Genomic DNA, 18,133 nt, shown 5'->3' on the forward strand with positions numbered 1-18,133 from the left:
ACAATTTCTGCTAGAGCGCGTCATGACGCTTCTGGATATTTCCCCGCCGATCGATACTGCGACTCCCGTGTGGCCCGGCGACACACCGGTCGGCATCGAGCGCGTGTGGCGCATGGAGGCGGGCTCGCCCGTCAACGTCGCGCGACTCACGCTCTCCCCGCACACCGGCGCCCACGCCGACGCCCCGCTCCACTACGACGAACACGGCAAACCGATCGGCGAAGTCGCGCTCGATACGTACATCGGCGCCTGCCGGGTCGTGCACTGCATCGGTGCTTCGCCGCTCGTGACACCCGAGCACATCGCCGGGCGTCTCGACGACATCCCGGCGCGCGTTCTCTTTCGCACTTATGCGACCTCGCCGCTCGACGCGTGGGACAGCGCCTTCACCGCCGTCGCGCCGCAAACCATCGACTTGCTGGCCGAAAAAGGCGTGAAGCTGATCGGCATCGATACGCCTTCGCTCGATCCGCAGGACTCGAAGACGATGGATGCCCACAAGCGCATCCGCGCGCACGGCATGGCGATCCTCGAAGGCCTCGTGCTCGACGCCGTCGCGCCCGGCGATTACGAACTGATCGCCCTGCCGCTCAAATTCTCGACGCTCGATGCGAGCCCGGTTCGCGCCGTCCTGCGTCCGCTTTCCTGATGATCTTCAAATATATGGACTTTTCGATGAAACATCGTGACGAAGCCGTGGCACTCGACCGCGACGATCCGCTCGCCAGCCTGCGCGACCAGTTCGCGCTCGCCGACAACGTGATCTATCTCGACGGCAATTCGCTCGGCGTACCGCCCAAGGCGTCCGCCGCGCGCGCCGCCGAGGTGATCGCCGCCGAATGGGGCGAAGGCCTGATCCGCAGCTGGAACACGGCCGGCTGGTTCGCGCTGCCGAAACGGCTCGGCAACAAGCTTGGCCCTCTCATCGGCGCGGGCACGGACGAAGTCGTCGTCACGGACACGATTTCCGCCAATCTCTTCAAGATTCTCTCGGCCGCGCTCAAGCTCGCGAACGAGCGCGATCCGAAGCGGCGCGTGATCGTTTCCGAACGTTCGAACTTTCCGACCGATCTCTATATCGCGCAGGGTTTGATCGAGCAACTCGATCGTGGCTACGAGTTGCGCCTCGTTGACGATCCGTCGGAACTGCCCGCCGCGATCGACGAACACACCGCGATCGCGATGATCACGCACGTCAACTACCGCACCGGCTACATGCACGACATGGCCGCGCTCACGGAAACGATTCATCGCGCGGGCGCGCTCGCCGTCTGGGATCTGGCGCATTCGGCGGGCGCGGTGCCTGTCGATCTGAACGGCGTCGGCGCGGACTACGCGGTGGGTTGCACGTACAAGTATCTGAACGGCGGACCGGGCTCGCCCGCGTTCGTGTGGGTGCCGAAACGTCATCAAAACGCGTTCTCGCAGCCGCTTTCCGGCTGGTGGGGACACAGGAAGCCGTTCGAGATGGACCCGGTGTATCGTCCGGACGACGGCATCGGCCGCTTTCTCTGCGGCACGCAGCCGATCGTCTCGATGTCGCTCGTCGAATGCGGGCTCGACGTGTTCCTGCAAACCGACATGCAGACGCTGCGCCGCAAGTCGCTCGCCTTGAGCGATCTGTTCATCAGGCTGGTCGAGGAACGCTGCGGCGAATTTCCGCTCTCGCTCGCGACGCCGCGCGAGCACGCGCAACGCGGCTCGCAGGCGAGCTTCGCGCATCCGAACGGCTACGAGGTCATGCAGGCGCTGATCGCGCGTGGCGTGATCGGCGATTATCGCGAGCCGCACATTCTGCGCTTCGGTTTCACGCCGCTGTATACGCGTTTCGCCGATGTGTGGGACGCCGTCGAAATCCTGCGCGACGTGCTCGCGACCGAAAGCTGGCGCGCGCCCGAGTTCGCCGAGCGCGCATCGGTGACCTGAGGACGACGATCATGAACGAAACCAAAGGCTGTCCCTTCGGCCACGGCGCCGTGGAACCCGCAGAGGAAAAAGGCTGGCACGACGCCAAGCTCGATTTCTCCGATTCGATGAGCTACGGCGACTATCTCGGCCTCGATTCGATTCTCAACGCGCAGCATCCGCTCTCGCCGGATCACAACGAGATGCTGTTCATCGTGCAGCATCAGACGAGCGAGCTATGGATGAAGCTCGCGCTCTACGAATTGCGCGCGGCGCTCGCGGCGGTGCATCGCGATGAACTGCCGCCCGCGTTCAAGATGCTCGCGCGCGTGTCGCGCATCTTCGAGCAACTGGTGCAGGCGTGGAACGTACTCGCGACGATGACGCCCTCCGAATACACCGCGATGCGCCCGTATCTCGGCCAGTCGTCGGGGTTTCAGTCGCATCAGTATCGGCAGATCGAGTTCATGCTCGGCAACAAGAACGAGCAAATGCTCAAGCCGCATGAGCATCGGCCGGAGGTTCTCGGACAGGTGCGCGAGACGCTCGAAGCGCCCTCTTTCTACGACGAAGTGATCCGCCTGCTCGCGCGGCGCGGCTTCGAGATCGATCCGGCGCGCCTGAATCGCGACTGGTCGCAGCCGACGACGCACGATCCGTCCGTCGAGGCGGCGTGGCTCGCGGTGTACCGCGATCCGTCGCATCACTGGGATCTGTACGAGATGGCCGAAGAGCTCGTCGATCTGGAAGACGCGTTCCGGCAATGGCGCTTCCGCCATGTGACCACGGTGGAGCGCATCATCGGCTTCAAGGGCGGCACGGGCGGGACGGCGGGCGCGTCCTATCTGCGCAAGATGCTGGATGTCGTGCTGTTTCCGGAACTCTGGCACGTCCGCACGGTGCTCTGAAGCTTCAGGCGAGACGCGCGGCCAGCGCCTTCAGCTTCGGGCCGATCGTCTCGCGGAAATACGCCTCGCCCATCGACGACGCCGGTCCGCTGCTCGACAACACGAGCCAGCGCCCGTTGCGCAGATCGCGGAACGGCGCGGCAATGGCGTTGACGTCGTCGTGCCATGCGCGAAACGAATAGCAGCAGCCGTCGCGCGCGAAATCATCGATCGCGCGGCGGGCGGCGTCGACGTTCGCCTCGCCTTCGCTCTTCCCGAGTTCGTCGAGCAGCGCCTCGCGCGCCGCCGGTTCCTGCACGGCGAGATACGCGCGGCCCATCGAACTCGTGAGCATCGACAGGCGCGAGCCGGGCGCAAGGCCGAGCGTCAGCGCAGTCTCGCTGCGGATGGTTTCCAGATAGATCATGTCGAGCCCGTCGCGGCAGCCGAGCGAGACCGCCGCGCCGATCTCCCGCGCGAGCGCGCGCATGTGCGGACGCGCGAGTTCCAGCGTGTCCGCGCCCGCGAGCAACGTGAAGCCGAGCGACAGCACGCCCGTGTCGAGCGCGTACTTGCCCGCGGGGTCGTCGAAGCGCAGATAACCGAGGGTCGTCAGCGTGTAGGCGAGCCGGTTGACCGTCGCCTTCGGCAAACCCGTGCGCTCGACGAAATCGCGATTGCCCAGCAACGTCTCGCCGGGCCGGAACGCGCGCAGCAAATCGAGCCCGCGCGCGAGCGCGACGACGAACTTGCGCTCGTCGATATCCTCGGACGACACATTGCGCGATGAAATCGACGCTGAATTTCGGTTGGAATCGGTCGGCATCGGATGCTAAACTCGGATTTGATTTGCAAAACATTGTTTCGCTTAGCGGAACTCATGTCAAGCGCCTCGCGCGCCGGCCGTTAGCGTGCCCCGGCGCTTTTCGATGAATTCAGGAGACTGCACATGGCCGACGCCGCCCGTTTCAACTGGGAAGATCCGCTCTTGCTGGATCAGCAACTGACCGAAGACGAACGCATGGTGCGCGACGCAGCGCACGCCTACGCGCAGGACAAGCTGCAGCCGCGCGTGACGCAGGCGTTTCGCGAGGAAAAAACCGATCCGGCGATCTTCCGCGAAATGGGCGAACTGGGTCTGCTCGGACCGACGATTCCCGAACAGTACGGCGGTCCGGGTCTCAACTACGTGTGCTACGGCCTGATCGCGCGCGAGGTCGAACGTGTGGATTCGGGCTATCGCTCGATGATGTCGGTGCAATCGTCGCTCGTGATGGTGCCGATCAACACCTTCGGCAGCGACGCGCAAAAGGAAAAATATCTGCCGAAGCTCGCGCGCGGCGAGTGGATCGGCTGCTTCGGCCTGACCGAGCCGAACGCCGGCTCCGATCCGGCCAGCATGACGACGCGCGCGAAGAAAGTGCAGAACGGCTATTCGCTGTCCGGCACGAAGATGTGGATTTCGAATTCGCCTATCGCGGACGTTTTCGTCGTCTGGGCGAAGCTGGAGGAAGACGGCCGCGACGAGATTCGCGGTTTCATTCTCGAGAAAGGCTGGAAGGGTCTGTCCGCGCCGGCGATTCACGGCAAGGTCGGCTTGCGCGCGTCGATCACCGGCGAAATCGTGATGGACGAAGTCTTCGTCCCCGAAGAGAACCTGCTGCCGAACGTGCGCGGGCTCAAAGGTCCGTTCACCTGCCTGAATTCGGCGCGCTACGGCATTTCGTGGGGCGCGCTCGGCGCGGCCGAAGCGTGCTGGCACACGGCGCGGCAATACACGCTCGACCGCAAGCAGTTCGGCCGGCCGCTCGCGGCGAACCAGTTGATCCAGAAGAAACTCGCCGACATGCAGACCGAAATCACGCTCGGCCTGCAAGGCGTGCTGCGCCTCGGCCGCATGAAGGACGAAGGCACGGCGGCTGTCGAGATCACGTCGATCATGAAGCGCAATTCGTGCGGCAAGGCGCTCGATATCGCCCGGCTCGCGCGCGACATGCTCGGCGGCAACGGCATCTCCGATGAATTCGGCGTCGCGCGTCACCTCGTCAATCTCGAAGTGGTGAATACGTACGAAGGCACGCACGACATTCACGCGCTGATTCTCGGCCGTGCACAGACGGGCATTCAGGCGTTTTTCTGACAAGCTTCATTCACAATCGGGGAGGGCCGGCGCGGTGTGCGTCGGCCCTTTTGCTTTGCGCCGGGCATGGAGTTTGTAACTTTCGATACGCGACTGAAACTTTTACGGGTCAGATCGTATCCATTCCAGACGATGTCGATGTATTGACGAGCACGAGGCAACTGGAACGGAATCTGCGTCAATCTGCGCGGCAGGACGTACGCCTCCTCGTCAGCGATCCCATCTTTGGTTACGATGCGCGTAGCCTTACCGATTGGAGCCTTTAATGTCAGAAATCAACAAGGAGCGATTCATGTCGGATATCAAAACCGTACTCGCTGACGCCGAAGATCTCTTGAAGCAAGCGGCTACCGCCACCGGTGAACGCGCTTCCGAATTGCGCGAGTCGGCGCTCACCCGTCTGAAGCAAGCGAAGGAAAAAGCCGCCGACGCGCAGGTCGTCGTGATCGAGCGCGGCAAGAAGGCCGCGCGCGCCACGGACGACTACGTGCATGAACATCCGTGGGCGTCCATCGGCATCGCGGCGGGTCTCGGCATGGTCATCGGCCTGTTGATCAATCGCAGGTAACAGCCGGCTTCCAACCCTCATGGCCCGCAGATTGCTAATCTGCTCTCTGTCGCGGTTCCCGCTGAATTGAACCGCGAGCGCCTTGCCCGGGCGCGCGGCTCGACACTCGCGCCGGCCGGCCGCCTCGTGCGCCGACCGGAACCATAAAAAAGCGGCACCAACGCGCTTCTCGCATTCAAGCCATGACGACAGAACGGCCACAGCAATCGTCCCCCGGACCATTGCGACGAATCCTGAGCTCCGCCTTCGCCATCTTCGAGACGCGCCTTGAACTCATCGGCATCGAGCTTCAGGAGGAAAAGGAGCGCCTCATCGGCGTGCTTTTCCTCGGGCTCGCCGCCATGATGCTCGCGATGATGGCGCTCATCTCGCTGACGGTGCTCATCGCCATTTTCTTCTGGGACTCGTATCGCTGGCAGGCGCTCGGCGGCATTACCGCGCTGTATGCGCTGATCGCGATTGCATGCGGCCTGCGCGCGCGCAGCAGCTTGCGCGACGCGCCGAACATGTTCGACGACACGCTCGCCGAGTTCCGCAAAGACCGCGACACGTTCCGCTGATCCCGCGCCCATACCAAGCCATGAGCCAAAACGACGATACCTTCAGGTCGCCGAAGCGCGACAAGATGCAGAAACTGCGCACGCCGCACATGCGCGCGCTGCGCAAGGAACTGCTGATCGCCCGTGCGGATGTCGAGCGCATGGAGTTGCGGCAAGCAACCTACGATTTGCGCTCGTCCGTCACGCACTTCAGTTTTCTGCGCTTTCTGATGCCGGGCGGCGGCTCGCGCCGCTGGGGCAAGCGCCGCACGTCGGCGGGCGGCATCCTCGGCTCGCTGCTCGGCTCGGGCAACGTGGGACTGCTGCTCAAGCAGTATCCGATCATCGGTTCGCTCGCCTCGCTCGTGCTCACCAAGCCGGTGCGAACGAAGCTGCTGCACGGCGCGAAGCCCGTGCTCAAATGGGGCGGCCTCGCGCTCGCCGGATGGGAAGGCTGGCGTATCTATCAGCAGATGAAGACCGCCGCGCCCGAAACGCCCAGTGACGCTGCAGATCCGACCGTGTTCTGACATCGGCATCAGCCCTTTGCCGCCCAGCACGCCGCCGACTGTGCCGCATCGAGCGGATTGGTCGCGCCGGGCATGTGATTCCAGCGCAGTCCGGTGGCGTCGATGACGAAGACGCCGCAGCCGTCGTCCTGCATCGGCCCCGTCGCGAGGGGCACGGCTTCGATCGCATAGCCGCCGTTCGCCGACGATTCCGGCAGCACGGCGACGCGATACACCGGCGCGCCGCTCGAAGGCGCCTGATCGAGCCCTGTGTTCAGCGCGATGGCGTCGCCGCTTTCCGATGTCTGCGCGAGCCGCGCCGTTTCGACGAACTGGACGGCCCGCATCAACGCCGACGCGGCATCGACCCGATGCGCCTTCGCCACATGCGTCCGATACGCGGGCACGGCGAAACTCGCGATGATCGCCGCGACAGCCAGCGCGATCATCAATTCCAGCAGGCTGAAGCCTCTCTCTTTCATATCGATCCTTCAGAACGGCCGGGCGACGACGCGCCGCCAGTGGTATGTGCTCGCGCCATCGGCGACCTCGATCCGAAGCTGTAGCCAGGCTTCGGAGTCCGGCGTGGCACCGAAACCGCGCGCGGTGATCAGATAGGACGCGCCTGTCCATGCTTCGATCAGGCACTGCGGCGCGCGGCGCGCGTACGGCCAGGATGCGAACGGCGCAATGGCAGCGGCGGAAGGTCCTTCGAACGATGTCTTCAGGCGCCATCGCGACGGTTCATCGTTCGGCGACGGGCTGGTCGCAGGCAACGCGAACGCCAGCATCCGGCTGCATCGGATGAGCGCGCTGTCGGCTGCATGGAAGGCCTGCACGCGCTCGCGCGTCGCGACGCTCGTGCGTGCCGTCACGAGCGATGTCTGGAGCCAGGCGCTCGCGGTAACCAGCATCATCGCGGCGAGAATCAGGACGATCGGCAACGTGGCGCCGCGTGAGCGTGAACGGGGCTTCATCACGCGTCTCCAGAAGCGCTCGCCGACGCATTGCGGATCGCGACGCGCCGCCAAAATGTCTGGCGCGCGCGGCCATCGTCGGCGAACGCGGGCGCGCCGCTGCAATCGACGTAGTTCGTTCGGCGCTTCGTCTGCGTGGCGAAACCGCGCACGAGCACGCAGATATCGGCGGCGTAGGCATCGCGCCAGCGCTCGCGCGCGATGGCCGACGCGTCCAGCGCCGCTGGCGAGCCCGTCAGCCAGTACGTCACCCGAAGCCGTTCGATTCCTTCAACGATGGGTTGCGCCTGCCTGCCGCCGCCCTCACAGTAAAGCTCGGGTTCGCCGGAGGAACTGCTGGGCTTCGCATAGAAGCGGTTCGTGACGAACGCATCGGCGACGGTCTGGCCGATGCAATCCGTCGGCACGCCGCCGGTCGATGCCCATGTGGACACGACATCGGCGGAATAGCGAAGCTGCACGCCGTCCGAACGACTCGCGAGCGCTTCGCACGAGGCAGCCGTTTCCGCGCCGACGACGCGGCCTTGCGCGCAGCCGAATATCGCTGCGTCCACGTTGGGACCGAGGTTCGACGCGAATCCGGCCATCTGGATCTGCTGGCCGAGCATGTCGAGCGCGATCGACCCGGCGTCGTGCATGCGCGCGGCGTCGGTGGCGCGCTCGAACGCGGCGCGCTGCGCCCGATAAAGCGCCAGCGACGCGCTCACGATCGACATGCCGAGCGCGAGCGCGATCGTCATTTCCAGCAGCGTATGGCCGCGCGATGCGAGAAGGCGTGGAGTCATCGCGCGAACGCCACCGAAATGCACGACGTGAGCGGCCTGGCGAGCGGTTCGGGACACGGATCGGAGCGGTCGTCCACGCGCCAGCTCACCGTCGCGACGCGCACTCCGTCGGCGCGATCGAACACCGAGACGTCGCCTGCGGGCAGCATCGACGACGCCCTCGCCTGCCATTGCGACACGATCGCCGCGCGGTCCGCATCGCTACGCACGCCCTCCGCGACCGAATCCGCGATGAGCGCCGCGCGTTCCCGCAGCAGCGCTGCCCGCTCGCCGCGCGCCAGCGCGCTCTGCACCGCGACCACGCCGAGCGCCGTCACGGCCGTGAGAGCCACCGCGATCATCACTTCGATCAGCGAGTCACCGCATTGCGCGCGCTTCATGCCGACGCTCCGCAACCGCCCTGCGTCATGCGCGCGCGCCCGCCGGCAGCGAGGCGGATGCATCGGCGCGACGCGGAATTCGCGGCGGAATCGGCGCCGCGCGCAGCGAAGTCGAAGCTGCGGAAGCCGCCGATCACCTGCCCGTCGGGCGGCGTGAATGAAAGCTCCGTCGATGTTCCCGCAATCGAGATCGATGTCATCGGCGGCTGCATGCGCAGAAGTGTCGATGTGCCGTCGCGATCGACGAACAAGCCCCAGCCGCACGACCAGTCGGTGACGCCGCCATCGCAGCTGCGCCCCGCCGCGAGGCAGCGACGTGACGCATCGATTCGGCAAAGCGTCACACGCGCCCCGCGCCGCACGGCTTCCGCACGCGCGAGCGACAGCGTGGAAAAAAGTGCGCGCGCTCGCGCATCGACCTGATCGCGCGTCTGCCACGCGACGAACGACGGCGCGGCGAAGGTCGCGAGTATCGCCATGATGGCGAGCACCACGCACAGTTCGACGAGCGTGAATCCCTGATTCGAAGCACGGGCCATCTGCATTCCTTATCGATCGAGTTGAATCCAGGGACTCAATCTATCGGGAAGGCATGCGCGCCGCCATTAGCCGAATGGCCGAGTGTGCACGCGGGTCGCGGCCCGGCAAACTGCGCGAGCGAACTGCGATGAATCAGACTTGGGAGAAAAGAATGCGGGAAAGATCAGCGCTTGCGCGAACTCGATTTCTTCGGCGCGGCACGCCGGAATTCATCGATCACGTCTTCGAATTCGGAGACGTCCTCGAAACGCTTGTAGACGGAAGCGAAACGCACGTACGCGATGGTGTCGAGCTGGCGCAGCTCGTTCATGACGAGCTCGCCGAGGCGCTCGCTCTGCACTTCGCGCTCTCCGCTACCGAGCAACTGATATTCGATGCGGGACGCGGCGGCATCGATCGCATCGGCTGCGACCGGGCGCTTTCTCAGCGCGAGCTGCATGCTCGCGACGATCTTGCGTCGATCGAACTCGGTGCGGCTGCCGTCTTTCTTGACGACGGCCGGCAACGCCAGTTCGACGCGCTCATAGGTGGTAAAACGCTTGTCGCACGCCGGACAGCGCCGGCGCCGCCGAATGGCCGCGCCATCCTCCGACACGCGAGAATCCACGACCTGGGTATCTTCGTGTCGGCAGAATGGGCAGCGCATCGGCGGTGTGCTCGAAAATTAACGATAGACCGGGAAACGCTTGGTCAGATCGGCCACTTGCGCGCGCACGCGCTCAATGGTCGCCTGGTCTTCCGGATTGTCGAGCACGTCGGCGATCAGGTTGCCGACGATCTCCGCTTCCTTCGTGCCGAAGCCGCGCGTGGTCATCGCGGGCGAGCCGAGACGCACGCCGCTCGTGACGAACGGCTTTTCGGGATCGTTCGGGATCGCGTTCTTGTTGACGGTGATGTGCGCTGCGCCGAGCGCGGCTTCCGCAGCCTTGCCCGTGATCTTCTTCGCGCGCAGATCGACCAGCATCACGTGACTTTCCGTGCGGCCCGACACGATGCGCAAACCGCGCTTCACCAGCGTTTCGGCGAGCACGCGCGCGTTGTCGATCACGCCTTGCTGGTACGTCTTGAAGTCCGGCGACAGCGCTTCCTTGAACGCGACAGCCTTCGCCGCGATCACGTGCATGAGCGGTCCGCCCTGAATGCCCGGGAAGATCGCCGAATTGACCGGCTTCTCGAACTCGGACTTCATCAGGATCACGCCGCCGCGCGGGCCGCGCAGGCTCTTGTGCGTCGTCGTGGTGACGAAATCGGCGTGCGGCACCGGATTCGGGTACAGCCCGGCCGCGACGAGACCGGCGTAATGCGCCATGTCGACCATGAAGTAAGCGCCGACGCTCTTCGCGATCTTCGAGAGACGTTCGAAGTCGATGCGCAGCGCGAACGCCGACGCGCCCGCGACGATCAGCTTCGGCTTATGTTCCTTGGCGAGCGCTTCGGTCTTTTCGTAGTCGATGTCTTCGGCTTCGTTCAGGCCGTAGCTCACGACGTTGAACCACTTGCCCGACATGTTGACCGGCGAGCCGTGCGTCAGGTGACCGCCTTCGGCGAGGCTCATGCCCATGATCGTGTCGCCCGGCTTGAGCACGGCGAAAAACACGCCCTGATTCGCCTGCGAGCCGGAGTTCGGCTGCACGTTCGCGGCTTCGGCGCCGAACAGTTGCTTCACGCGGTCGATCGCGAGCTGCTCGACGATGTCGACATACTCGCAGCCGCCGTAGTAACGCTTGCCGGGATAGCCTTCGGCGTATTTGTTGGTGAGTTGCGAGCCTTGCGCGGCCATCACGGCCGGGCTCGTGTAGTTTTCCGACGCGATCAGCTCGATGTGATCTTCCTGGCGGCGGTTTTCCTGCTCGATCGCCTTGAGCAATTCGGGATCGACGTTGGCGAGGGTACTTTCGGCTCTGTCAAACATACGTTTTCCGTGAGATCAAAACAGGTTGACCGGATCGCGCGCGCGCCGCGTTGGAAGCAGACGCAAAAGACGCTGGAAACCGATGGAGTCCAGACGCGACGGATAGAGGATGAATCCGGTTTCGCGGAACGGACAGCCACCGGCAACGCAGCAACGGCGTGCGGATCTCAGCTGCCCAGGCGAACGGCAAAACGACGCTCCGCGCTTCCTGGTGGGTCGCTCCACCTTGAATCCGAAGATTCTATCGCCAGTCACGCGGGGTTTGAGCGTTGTAGTGTAATGGGCGGGCAGGCTTTAGGCAACCGGCTTCCGGCGCGATCCGGCACGCCTGCGATCGCGCTTAAAGCACGATCGTTCGCTCCCGCGATTGCTTGCCGCGCCGCATCAATGGAAGTACCCTTTGCGCCGTTGCCGGACGCGCTCCGGCTCTACCCATTTCATCCCGTTCGGAGTCCGCTCATGATCGTTTTCGTCACCGGCGCGTCGGCCGGATTCGGCGCCGCCATCGCCCGCACTTTCGTGAAGGGCGGCCATCGCGTGATCGCTGCCGCGCGCCGCAAGGAGCGCCTGGTCGCCCTGTCGAACGAGCTCGGCGACGCGCTTTTGCCGGTCGAACTCGACGTGCGCGACGAAAACGCGGTCCGCAACGCCATCGCGTCGCTGCCCGAGTCGTTCGCCCAGATCGACGTGCTCGTGAACAACGCCGGCCTCGCGCTCGGCCTCGAGCCCGCGCAGCGCGCGAACCTCGAGGACTGGAAAAGCATGATCGAGACGAACTGCACGGGCCTCGTGACGGTCACGCATGCAATCCTCCCCGGCATGATCGAGCGCAATCGCGGCCATGTATTCAACATGGGATCGGTGGCGGGCACGTATCCGTATATCGGCGGGAACGTGTACGGCGCGTCCAAGGCGTTCGTGCGGCAGTTCAGCCTGAATTTGCGTTCCGATGTCGCCGGCACCGCGCTGCGCGTGACCGACATCGAACCGGGCCTCGTGGGCGGCACCGAATTCTCCAACGTGCGTTTCAAGGGCGACGACGGCAAGGCGGCGACCGTTTACAAGGACGTGCAGGCGCTGACACCCGAGGATATCGCCGATGCCATCTACTGGATCGCCACGCGTCCGGCACACGTGAATATCAATGCAATCGAGATGATGCCGATCGCGCAGACGTTCGCACCGTTGCAAATTCACCGCGGCTGATTCCGAGATTGCCCAAGGTTTTGGCAGTCGTGCTTCCGGTTCCGGTAAAATGCCGCCGATGAATATTTGTCAAAAAGCAAGCCGGAGCGGGCCAATCAGCCTCCGCGCGAGCGGAGCGGCGCAAAGGTGAGTGATTCGTTGACTTTCGATTGGCCGGTGCGGGTGTACTACGAGGACACCGACGCCGGCGGCATCGTCTTCTACGCGAACTACCTGAAGTTCTTCGAACGGGCGCGCACCGAATGGCTGCGCGCGTGCGGCATCGACCAGCAGCGTCTCGCAGAGTCGAACGGCATCCTGTTCGTCGTGCGACGCACGTCCGTCGAATATGCATCGCCGGCGCGTCTGGATGACGTCATTCGCGTCGTGAGCCGCATCGAGCGGCTCGGGCGCGCATCGGTGGATTTTCATCAGGAAGCGTGGCGCGACGGCGTGCTGCTCGCGAGCGGCGACATTCGCGTCGCTTCGGTGGATCGCGCGTCGATTCGTCCGGCCGCCATTCCCGACGGCGTGCTCGACGGATTGAAGCGCGGCCCGCGCGCGGCGCCCGCCACCGCGTCATGCGGCGCGAACCCGGACCAGGCCTGATCGATGAACGCATCGCACCCCGAAGCGAACCAGGGCATCGGTAACAGAGGAAGCACTAACGAGCATGAGCCGGTTACGGCACGGCTTTCGTTTGATTCACATCCCTTTCACGAAAGCATGATGCTTTGACCGGACGCCCCTTGCGGGACGTAACAGCGGACCTTTATGAACAATACACAAGACCTGTCGATCATTTCTCTCGTCGTCCACGCGAGCCTGCTCGCGCAGGCGGTGATGGCGCTGCTGCTGTTGCTGTCGCTGCTGTCGTGGACCTTCATCTTCCGCAAGTGGTTCGCCATTCGTCGCGCGCGGGCGCAAACCGAGCGTTTCGAGCGCGATTTCTGGTCGGGCGGCGATTTGCAGGCGCTTTATCAGAGCGCGGCGAACAATCGCCACACCATCGGTGCGCTGGAGCGTATCTTTGAATCCGGCATGCGCGAATTCCTGAAGGGCAAGGAGCGCCGCATCACCGATCCGGGCGCGATCCTCGACGGCTCCCGCCGCGCGATGCGCGCGGCCTTCCAGCGCGAAATGGACGTGCTCGAGGCGAATCTCGCGTTTCTCGCGTCGGTCGGCTCGGTGAGTCCGTATATCGGTCTGTTCGGCACGGTCTGGGGGATCATGAATTCGTTCCGCGGACTCGCCAACGTGCAGCAGGCAACGCTCGCGAACGTAGCGCCGGGCATCGCCGAAGCGCTCGTCGCGACCGCGATCGGCCTGTTCGCCGCAATTCCCGCGGTGGTCGCATACAACCGCTACGCGCACGACATCGACCGTCTGGCGATCCGCTTCGAGACCTTCATCGAAGAGTTCTCGAACATTCTGCAGCGTCAGGCGCACTAAGCAAGGAGTTCGCGATGGCAGGCCCCATTCGTTCCAGCATGCGCGGCAGCTCGCGCCGCGCGATGTCCGATATCAACGTCGTGCCGTACATCGACGTGATGCTCGTGCTGCTCGTCATCTTCATGGTGACCGCGCCGCTCGTTTCGCCGTCCATCATCAATCTGCCGACCGTCGGCAACGCGCAGCCGCAGGAGCAACAGCCGCCGCTCGTCATCAACATCAAGGCCGACGGCAGCATGAACGTCCGCTACAAGGAGAACGGCGGCTCGACGCAGGAGCAGAAGATGTCGAAAGACGAGTTGAACACGTTCGTGCTCAATCGTCAGGAATCGCATCCGGATCAGCCCGTCGTGATCGCGGCGGACAAGACCGTGAAGTATGAAGTCGTGATGAACGTGATGTCCGATATGAAGGCGCGCGGTGTGAAGCGCGTCGGATTGCTCGTCAAATCGCAATGACCCTTTTGCACAAGCAGACACGCGCATCGTCCGCGCGACCGATTCGCCCGCCGCGCGAGCGCGGCACGGGCAAGGCGTTCGCGCTCGCGGCAGTGATGCACTTGCTGCTCGGCTGGCTGCTGTATCACGGCATCAACTGGCAGAACAACACGCCGGCGGGCTCGGAAGCGGAAATCTGGACCGAGATCCCGGATACGTCCACGCCGACGCCGCGCCCCGCTCCGCCGCCGCCCGCGCCGGTGAAGGTGCAGCCCGCGCCGCCGCCCGCGAAGGACGAGGACGCGGACATCGCGTTGCAGGAAAAGAAACGCAAGCAGCAGGAAGCCGCCGCGCGGGAAGCGCAACTCGCCGAGCAGCGCCGTCAGCAGGAGCAGGCCCGCCAGGAAGCGGAAGAGAAGCGCCAGCAGCAACTCGCCGCCGCGGCCGCCACACAGAAGGCGATGCAGGACAAGCAGAAGCAGATCGAGCAGCAGCGTCAGGCGGAACTGCAGAAACAGCAGCAACAGAAGGCGCAGCAGGACAAGCAGCGTCAGCAGCAGCAGGCGGAAGCGCAGAAGCAGGAACAGCTCAAGGACCAGAAGGAACAGCAGGAAGCCAAGGCGAAGGCCGATGCGCAAGCCAAGGCCAAGGCTGAGTCCGACGCGAAGGCGAAGGCGGCCGCTCAGGCGAAAGCCAAGGCCGAAGCGGAAGCGAAGGCCAAGGTCGATGCCGAACGCAAGGCGCGTCTTGCGCAACTGCAGGGTCAGTTGGGCGGCGGCACGGCGGGCAGCGGCGAAGGCCTCGCGAAGAGCGGCACCGGCAAGGGCGCGGGCGGCAATGCGACCTCGCCCGGCTATGCCGAGAAAGTGCAGCGCCGCGTGCGGCCGAATATCGTGTGGGCCGGCGAAACGGCCGGGCTCGAGACCGTCGTTTCGGTGCGTTGCTCGCCGACGGGCACGCTGCTCTCGGCGAACATCACCCGTTCGAGCGGCAACGAGCAATGGGATCAGGCGGCCCTGCGCGCAGTGCAGCGCTCCGATCCGATGCCGGTGGATATCGACGGCAAGGCTCCCGGCGCCTTCACGATCACGCTGCGGCCGGCCGGAGGCTGAGCGCGATTGCCTGAAAGCCGGCTTGTAAGCTGGCATTAAGCAGCGGGAACGAATTGTGCGAGCGCGGGTCTGTTCTGCAGTCCGCGGACACTTGAAAACGCTTTTATCTGGAACCTATACAGCATGAGTTTGATGACGAAGCTTGGCCTGAAAACGCTGGTCGCGTCCTGCCTGATCGCAGCCGGCACCGCCGCACACGCCCAGTTGAACGTACTCGTGACCGGCGTCGGTTCGACCCAGTTTCCGATCGCAACGGCCAATTTCGCCAATGAAGCGAATTCTCCGCAGCAGGTCAGCGCGATCATTCGCCAGGATCTGCAACGAAGCGGCAAGTTCACGAATATCGACGCGGGCGGCACGCCGGTGTCGGAAACCGATTCGGTCGACCTCGGCGCCTGGAAGGCGAAAGGCGCGGACGCGTATGTGTCGGGCAGCGTGAACAAGCTGCCGAACGGCCAATACGAAGTGCGCTTCCGTCTGTACGACACCGTCAAGCAGCAGAATCTCGGCGGCCTGTCGCTGGTCAGCGCGGAAAGCGGTCTGCGCATGAGCGCGCACAAGATCGCCGACTACATCTACGCGAAGCTGCTCGGCGGCCGCGGTGTGTTCGCCACGCGCCTGTCCTACGTGATTCAGACTGGCGGGCGCTATCAGTTGCAGATTTCGGATTCGGACGGCCAGGACGCGAAGATCGCCCTCTCCAGCCCCGAGCCGATCATCTCGCCGGCATGGTCGCCGGACGGCACGAAGGTCGCATACGTGTCGTTCGAAAAGAAGAAGCCGGTGGTCTACATCCACGATCTGCCGACGGGACGTCGCGTGGTCGTGTCGAATCAGAAGGGCAACAACAGTGCTCCGGCGTGGTCGCCCGATGGCCGCAAGCTCGCCGTCGCGCTCTCGCGCACCGGCAACACGCAGATTTTCGAAGTCAACGCAGACGGCTCCGGCCTGCGCCGTCTGACACAAGGCAGTTCCATCGATACCGAGCCGGCCTACTCGCCCGATGGCAACTCCATCTACTTCACGAGCGATCGCGGCGGCCAACCGCAGATCTACAAGATGCCGGCGGCGGGGGAAAGCGCCGGCTCGGCCCAGCGGGTCACCTTTGCGGGCAGCTACAACACCAGCCCGCGCGTGAGCCCGGACGGCAAGCAACTCGCGTACATTTCGCGCACTGGCGGCGGCTTCAAGCTGTATCTGCAGGACCTCGCGTCCGGCACGGCGACGGGGCTGACCGACACGACGCATGACGAATCGCCGAGCTTCGCGGCGAATGGTCAGTACATCCTCTACGCCACCCAAGTGAACGGACGTGGCGTGTTGGCAGCCGTTTCGACCGACGGTCGCACGCGGCAAGTCTTGTCCTTACAGGGCGGTGTGGTGCGCGAGCCGTCCTGGGGTCCGTTCATGCAATAAGTCCAGCAATAACGTTTAGAAACAACGTTCAGCTACAACACAAGGAGAGGTACCATGATGTCGAAACTTCGTATCGGCCTGGCAGTTGCGATGGTCGGCGCATTGGCGGCGTGTCACTCGGGCGTGAAGCTCGACGAAGGCCAAAACAAGGGTGCAGTCGGCACGCAGCCGAACCCGACGGACGTGAAGCAGGTCAATATCGACCCGCTGAACGACCCGAACAGCCCGCTCGCCAAGCGCAGCATCTATTTCGACTTCGACAGCTATGCCGTGAAGGACGACTATCAGCCGCTGCTGCAACAACACTCGTCGTACCTGAAGAGCCATCCGGAGCGTCACGTCCTGATCCAGGGCAACACCGACGAGCGCGGCACCAGCGAGTACAACCTCGCACTGGGCCAGAAGCGCGCGGAAGCCGTGCGTCGCGCGATGTCGCTGATGGGCGTCGCCGATTCGCAGATGGAAGCCGTGAGCCTCGGCAAGGAAAAGCCGATGGCGACGGGTCACGACGACTCGTCGTGGGCACAGAACCGCCGTGCGGACCTCGTGTACCAGCAGTAATCAACTTAACGTAACCAGTTACGGGTGAGTCGCCCTATGTTGTATCGTTTTCCCTTGCTGCGTGTAGCCGCAGCCGCGTGTCTGGCTGGCTCGACGATGCTGAGCGTGCCCGCGCACGCCGGCGTCTTCGACGACACCGAAGCGCGTAAAGCCGTGCTCGACCTGCGCACGAAGACTGATGGCCTGTCGAATCAGTTGCAGGCTGCGCAGCGCACGATCCTCGATCAATCGAACCGTATCGACCAGCTCAACCAGCAGGTCGCCACGCTTCGCGGCCAGAACGAGGATCTGGCCAATCAGGTCACCACACTGCAGAAGCAGCAGAAGGACTATTACGCCGATCTCGACACGCGCTTGAAGAAGTTCGAGCCGCAGCAGGAAACAGTCGACGGCGTGACCGGTTCGGTGCAGCCCGGCGAGACGGAAGCGTTCAACGCAGCGTCGACTCAATTCCGCAACGGCGATTACAAGAACGCCGCGGCGTCGTTCAAGGCGTTCGTGGCGAAGTATCCGCAGAGCCCGTATCAGCCGACGGCGCGGTACTGGCTCGGCAATGCGCTCTATGCACAGCGCGACTACAAGGGATCGACGGCGATCTGGCAGGATCTGGTGAAGAGTTATCCGACGCATCCGCGGGCGCCCGAGGCATTGCTTGCGATCGCGAACAATCAGATCGAGCAAGGCCAGAAGGCGGCTGCAAAGCAGACGCTTCAGCAGATCATCTCGCAGTACGCCGGTACGGAAGTCGCGCAGACCGCGCAGAGCAAGATGTCGCAGGTGAAGTGAAGTAAGCAACGCTTTGCGGTGCTTTTTGGCATCGCGCCTCTC

23 protein-coding genes and 1 riboswitch are annotated in these 18,133 nt (G+C 64.1%); of the genes, 15 read left to right on the top strand and 8 right to left on the bottom strand.

Annotated elements, in window-relative coordinates; all coding sequences use genetic code 11:
* Positions 1-22: 22 nt before the first annotated feature.
* From kynB to kynA, 3 genes are read left to right on the top strand one after another with little or no spacing between them, the layout of a single operon-like run.
* On the top strand, positions 23-649 hold the full coding sequence (kynB, locus tag BTHE68_RS10430) for an arylformamidase (protein WP_162066263.1): 627 nt from the start codon (positions 23-25) through the stop codon (positions 647-649).
* Between the two features lie 26 nt (positions 650-675).
* Entirely contained in the window at positions 676-1,926 is a 1,251-nt protein-coding gene (gene kynU / locus BTHE68_RS10435; RefSeq protein ID WP_162066264.1) for a kynureninase, read from the top strand.
* 11 nt (positions 1,927-1,937) lie between these two features.
* The gene (gene kynA / locus BTHE68_RS10440) at positions 1,938-2,813 is read left to right on the top strand and encodes a tryptophan 2,3-dioxygenase (RefSeq protein ID WP_162066265.1); all 876 of its coding nucleotides are present in this window, start codon (positions 1,938-1,940) and stop codon (positions 2,811-2,813) included.
* Between the two features lie 4 nt (positions 2,814-2,817).
* On the opposite strand, the gene BTHE68_RS10445 is transcribed toward kynA, so the two are convergent.
* Positions 2,818-3,618, bottom strand: a complete 801-nt coding sequence (locus tag BTHE68_RS10445) for an IclR family transcriptional regulator (RefSeq protein ID WP_162066266.1) — start codon at positions 3,616-3,618, stop codon at positions 2,818-2,820.
* Between the two features lie 123 nt (positions 3,619-3,741).
* On the opposite strand from BTHE68_RS10445, the gene BTHE68_RS10450 reads away from it, so the two are divergent.
* The 4 genes from BTHE68_RS10450 (at position 3,742) to BTHE68_RS10465 (ending at position 6,569) form a co-directional block, all read left to right on the top strand.
* Entirely contained in the window at positions 3,742-4,932 is a 1,191-nt protein-coding gene (locus tag BTHE68_RS10450; RefSeq protein WP_162066267.1) for an acyl-CoA dehydrogenase, read from the top strand.
* Between the two features lie 265 nt (positions 4,933-5,197).
* On the top strand, positions 5,198-5,500 hold the full coding sequence (locus BTHE68_RS10455) for an ElaB/YgaM/YqjD family protein (protein ID WP_162066268.1): 303 nt from the start codon (positions 5,198-5,200) through the stop codon (positions 5,498-5,500).
* A gap of 182 nt (positions 5,501-5,682) precedes the next feature.
* The gene (locus BTHE68_RS10460) at positions 5,683-6,060 is read left to right on the top strand and encodes a phage holin family protein (RefSeq protein WP_162066269.1); all 378 of its coding nucleotides are present in this window, start codon (positions 5,683-5,685) and stop codon (positions 6,058-6,060) included.
* Between the two features lie 20 nt (positions 6,061-6,080).
* The gene (locus BTHE68_RS10465; RefSeq protein WP_162066270.1) at positions 6,081-6,569 is read left to right on the top strand and encodes a DUF3318 domain-containing protein; all 489 of its coding nucleotides are present in this window, start codon (positions 6,081-6,083) and stop codon (positions 6,567-6,569) included.
* A gap of 8 nt (positions 6,570-6,577) precedes the next feature.
* Here the strand turns inward: BTHE68_RS10465 and BTHE68_RS10470 are convergent, their stop codons facing one another.
* The 7 genes from BTHE68_RS10470 to glyA form a co-directional block, all read right to left on the bottom strand.
* Positions 6,578-7,030 carry a type IV pilin protein gene (locus BTHE68_RS10470; RefSeq protein WP_162066271.1) on the bottom strand — a complete coding sequence of 151 codons (453 nt, stop codon included), beginning with the start codon at positions 7,028-7,030 and terminating at the stop codon, positions 6,578-6,580.
* Between the two features lie 9 nt (positions 7,031-7,039).
* The gene (locus BTHE68_RS10475) at positions 7,040-7,525 is read right to left on the bottom strand and encodes a pilus assembly PilX family protein (RefSeq protein ID WP_162066272.1); all 486 of its coding nucleotides are present in this window, start codon (positions 7,523-7,525) and stop codon (positions 7,040-7,042) included.
* The gene (locus tag BTHE68_RS10480; protein ID WP_162066273.1) at positions 7,525-8,310 is read right to left on the bottom strand and encodes a PilW family protein; all 786 of its coding nucleotides are present in this window, start codon (positions 8,308-8,310) and stop codon (positions 7,525-7,527) included. The genes BTHE68_RS10475 and BTHE68_RS10480 overlap by 1 nt, the downstream gene beginning before the upstream one ends.
* Complete coding sequence (locus BTHE68_RS10485; RefSeq protein WP_162066274.1) at positions 8,307-8,690, bottom strand: type IV pilus modification PilV family protein; 384 nt, start codon at positions 8,688-8,690, stop codon at positions 8,307-8,309. Before BTHE68_RS10485 ends, BTHE68_RS10480 begins: the two co-directional genes overlap by 4 nt.
* Positions 8,687-9,235 carry a GspH/FimT family pseudopilin gene (locus BTHE68_RS10490; protein ID WP_162066275.1) on the bottom strand — a complete coding sequence of 183 codons (549 nt, stop codon included), beginning with the start codon at positions 9,233-9,235 and terminating at the stop codon, positions 8,687-8,689. Before BTHE68_RS10490 ends, BTHE68_RS10485 begins: the two co-directional genes overlap by 4 nt.
* 158 nt (positions 9,236-9,393) lie before the next feature.
* Positions 9,394-9,876, bottom strand: a complete 483-nt coding sequence (gene nrdR, locus BTHE68_RS10495) for a transcriptional regulator NrdR (protein ID WP_061148277.1) — start codon at positions 9,874-9,876, stop codon at positions 9,394-9,396.
* Positions 9,877-9,894: 18 nt separating this feature from the next.
* A complete protein-coding gene (gene glyA, locus BTHE68_RS10500; RefSeq protein WP_162066276.1) occupies positions 9,895-11,142 on the bottom strand; it encodes a serine hydroxymethyltransferase in 1,248 nt (415 codons plus the stop codon).
* 166 nt (positions 11,143-11,308) lie between these two features.
* Positions 11,309-11,407, bottom strand: a riboswitch (ZMP/ZTP riboswitch).
* Between the two features lie 194 nt (positions 11,408-11,601).
* Between glyA and ydfG the strand changes: the two genes are divergently transcribed.
* The 8 genes from ydfG (at position 11,602) to ybgF (ending at position 18,091) form a co-directional block, all read left to right on the top strand.
* Positions 11,602-12,348, top strand: a complete 747-nt coding sequence (gene ydfG, locus BTHE68_RS10505) for a bifunctional NADP-dependent 3-hydroxy acid dehydrogenase/3-hydroxypropionate dehydrogenase YdfG (protein WP_162066861.1) — start codon at positions 11,602-11,604, stop codon at positions 12,346-12,348.
* A gap of 126 nt (positions 12,349-12,474) precedes the next feature.
* The gene (gene ybgC, locus BTHE68_RS10510) at positions 12,475-12,936 is read left to right on the top strand and encodes a tol-pal system-associated acyl-CoA thioesterase (protein WP_162066277.1); all 462 of its coding nucleotides are present in this window, start codon (positions 12,475-12,477) and stop codon (positions 12,934-12,936) included.
* A gap of 165 nt (positions 12,937-13,101) precedes the next feature.
* Positions 13,102-13,779, top strand: a complete 678-nt coding sequence (gene tolQ, locus BTHE68_RS10515; protein WP_008342801.1) for a protein TolQ — start codon at positions 13,102-13,104, stop codon at positions 13,777-13,779.
* Between the two features lie 14 nt (positions 13,780-13,793).
* Positions 13,794-14,237, top strand: coding sequence for a protein TolR (tolR, locus tag BTHE68_RS10520; protein WP_162066278.1), 444 nt, complete (start codon positions 13,794-13,796; stop codon positions 14,235-14,237).
* Positions 14,234-15,328 (top strand): cell envelope integrity protein TolA, encoded by a 1,095-nt coding sequence (gene tolA, locus BTHE68_RS10525; RefSeq protein WP_162066279.1) that lies wholly within the window; start codon positions 14,234-14,236, stop codon positions 15,326-15,328. Before tolR ends, tolA begins: the two co-directional genes overlap by 4 nt.
* A 123-nt stretch (positions 15,329-15,451) precedes the next feature.
* On the top strand, positions 15,452-16,744 hold the full coding sequence (tolB, locus tag BTHE68_RS10530) for a Tol-Pal system beta propeller repeat protein TolB (RefSeq protein ID WP_061176741.1): 1,293 nt from the start codon (positions 15,452-15,454) through the stop codon (positions 16,742-16,744).
* A 54-nt stretch (positions 16,745-16,798) separates the two neighbouring features.
* A complete protein-coding gene (pal, locus tag BTHE68_RS10535) occupies positions 16,799-17,305 on the top strand; it encodes a peptidoglycan-associated lipoprotein Pal (protein ID WP_061176742.1) in 507 nt (168 codons plus the stop codon).
* A 36-nt stretch (positions 17,306-17,341) separates the two neighbouring features.
* The gene (gene ybgF, locus BTHE68_RS10540) at positions 17,342-18,091 is read left to right on the top strand and encodes a tol-pal system protein YbgF (RefSeq protein WP_162066280.1); all 750 of its coding nucleotides are present in this window, start codon (positions 17,342-17,344) and stop codon (positions 18,089-18,091) included.
* The last annotated feature ends 42 nt before the right edge of the window (positions 18,092-18,133 follow it).

Origin of the sequence: Burkholderia sp. THE68 (assembly GCF_009938265.1) — a bacterium.
Lineage (GTDB): Bacteria > Pseudomonadota > Gammaproteobacteria > Burkholderiales > Burkholderiaceae > Caballeronia.

Excerpts from the sequence above, each read along its gene's own strand:
- BTHE68_RS10485 (WP_162066274.1), bottom strand. The coding sequence starts at position 8,690 with ATGAAGCGCGCGCAATGCGGTGACTCGCTGATCGAAGTGATGATCGCG.
- ybgF (WP_162066280.1), top strand. The coding sequence starts at position 17,342 with ATGTTGTATCGTTTTCCCTTGCTGCGTGTAGCCGCAGCCGCGTGTCTG.
- kynA (WP_162066265.1), top strand. The coding sequence starts at position 1,938 with ATGAACGAAACCAAAGGCTGTCCCTTCGGCCACGGCGCCGTGGAACCC.
- tolB (WP_061176741.1), top strand. The coding sequence starts at position 15,452 with ATGAGTTTGATGACGAAGCTTGGCCTGAAAACGCTGGTCGCGTCCTGC.
- BTHE68_RS10470 (WP_162066271.1), bottom strand. The coding sequence starts at position 7,030 with ATGAAAGAGAGAGGCTTCAGCCTGCTGGAATTGATGATCGCGCTGGCT.
- kynU (WP_162066264.1), top strand. The coding sequence starts at position 676 with ATGAAACATCGTGACGAAGCCGTGGCACTCGACCGCGACGATCCGCTC.
- kynB (WP_162066263.1), top strand. The coding sequence starts at position 23 with ATGACGCTTCTGGATATTTCCCCGCCGATCGATACTGCGACTCCCGTG.
- BTHE68_RS10460 (WP_162066269.1), top strand. The coding sequence starts at position 5,683 with ATGACGACAGAACGGCCACAGCAATCGTCCCCCGGACCATTGCGACGA.
- ydfG (WP_162066861.1), top strand. The coding sequence starts at position 11,602 with ATGATCGTTTTCGTCACCGGCGCGTCGGCCGGATTCGGCGCCGCCATC.
- BTHE68_RS10450 (WP_162066267.1), top strand. The coding sequence starts at position 3,742 with ATGGCCGACGCCGCCCGTTTCAACTGGGAAGATCCGCTCTTGCTGGAT.
- glyA (WP_162066276.1), bottom strand. The coding sequence starts at position 11,142 with ATGTTTGACAGAGCCGAAAGTACCCTCGCCAACGTCGATCCCGAATTG.
- BTHE68_RS10465 (WP_162066270.1), top strand. The coding sequence starts at position 6,081 with ATGAGCCAAAACGACGATACCTTCAGGTCGCCGAAGCGCGACAAGATG.
- tolQ (WP_008342801.1), top strand. The coding sequence starts at position 13,102 with ATGAACAATACACAAGACCTGTCGATCATTTCTCTCGTCGTCCACGCG.
- BTHE68_RS10475 (WP_162066272.1), bottom strand. The coding sequence starts at position 7,525 with ATGAAGCCCCGTTCACGCTCACGCGGCGCCACGTTGCCGATCGTCCTG.
- tolR (WP_162066278.1), top strand. The coding sequence starts at position 13,794 with ATGGCAGGCCCCATTCGTTCCAGCATGCGCGGCAGCTCGCGCCGCGCG.
- pal (WP_061176742.1), top strand. The coding sequence starts at position 16,799 with ATGATGTCGAAACTTCGTATCGGCCTGGCAGTTGCGATGGTCGGCGCA.
- BTHE68_RS10455 (WP_162066268.1), top strand. The coding sequence starts at position 5,198 with ATGTCAGAAATCAACAAGGAGCGATTCATGTCGGATATCAAAACCGTA.
- BTHE68_RS10445 (WP_162066266.1), bottom strand. The coding sequence starts at position 3,618 with ATGCCGACCGATTCCAACCGAAATTCAGCGTCGATTTCATCGCGCAAT.
- nrdR (WP_061148277.1), bottom strand. The coding sequence starts at position 9,876 with ATGCGCTGCCCATTCTGCCGACACGAAGATACCCAGGTCGTGGATTCT.
- tolA (WP_162066279.1), top strand. The coding sequence starts at position 14,234 with ATGACCCTTTTGCACAAGCAGACACGCGCATCGTCCGCGCGACCGATT.
- BTHE68_RS10480 (WP_162066273.1), bottom strand. The coding sequence starts at position 8,310 with ATGACTCCACGCCTTCTCGCATCGCGCGGCCATACGCTGCTGGAAATG.
- BTHE68_RS10490 (WP_162066275.1), bottom strand. The coding sequence starts at position 9,235 with ATGCAGATGGCCCGTGCTTCGAATCAGGGATTCACGCTCGTCGAACTG.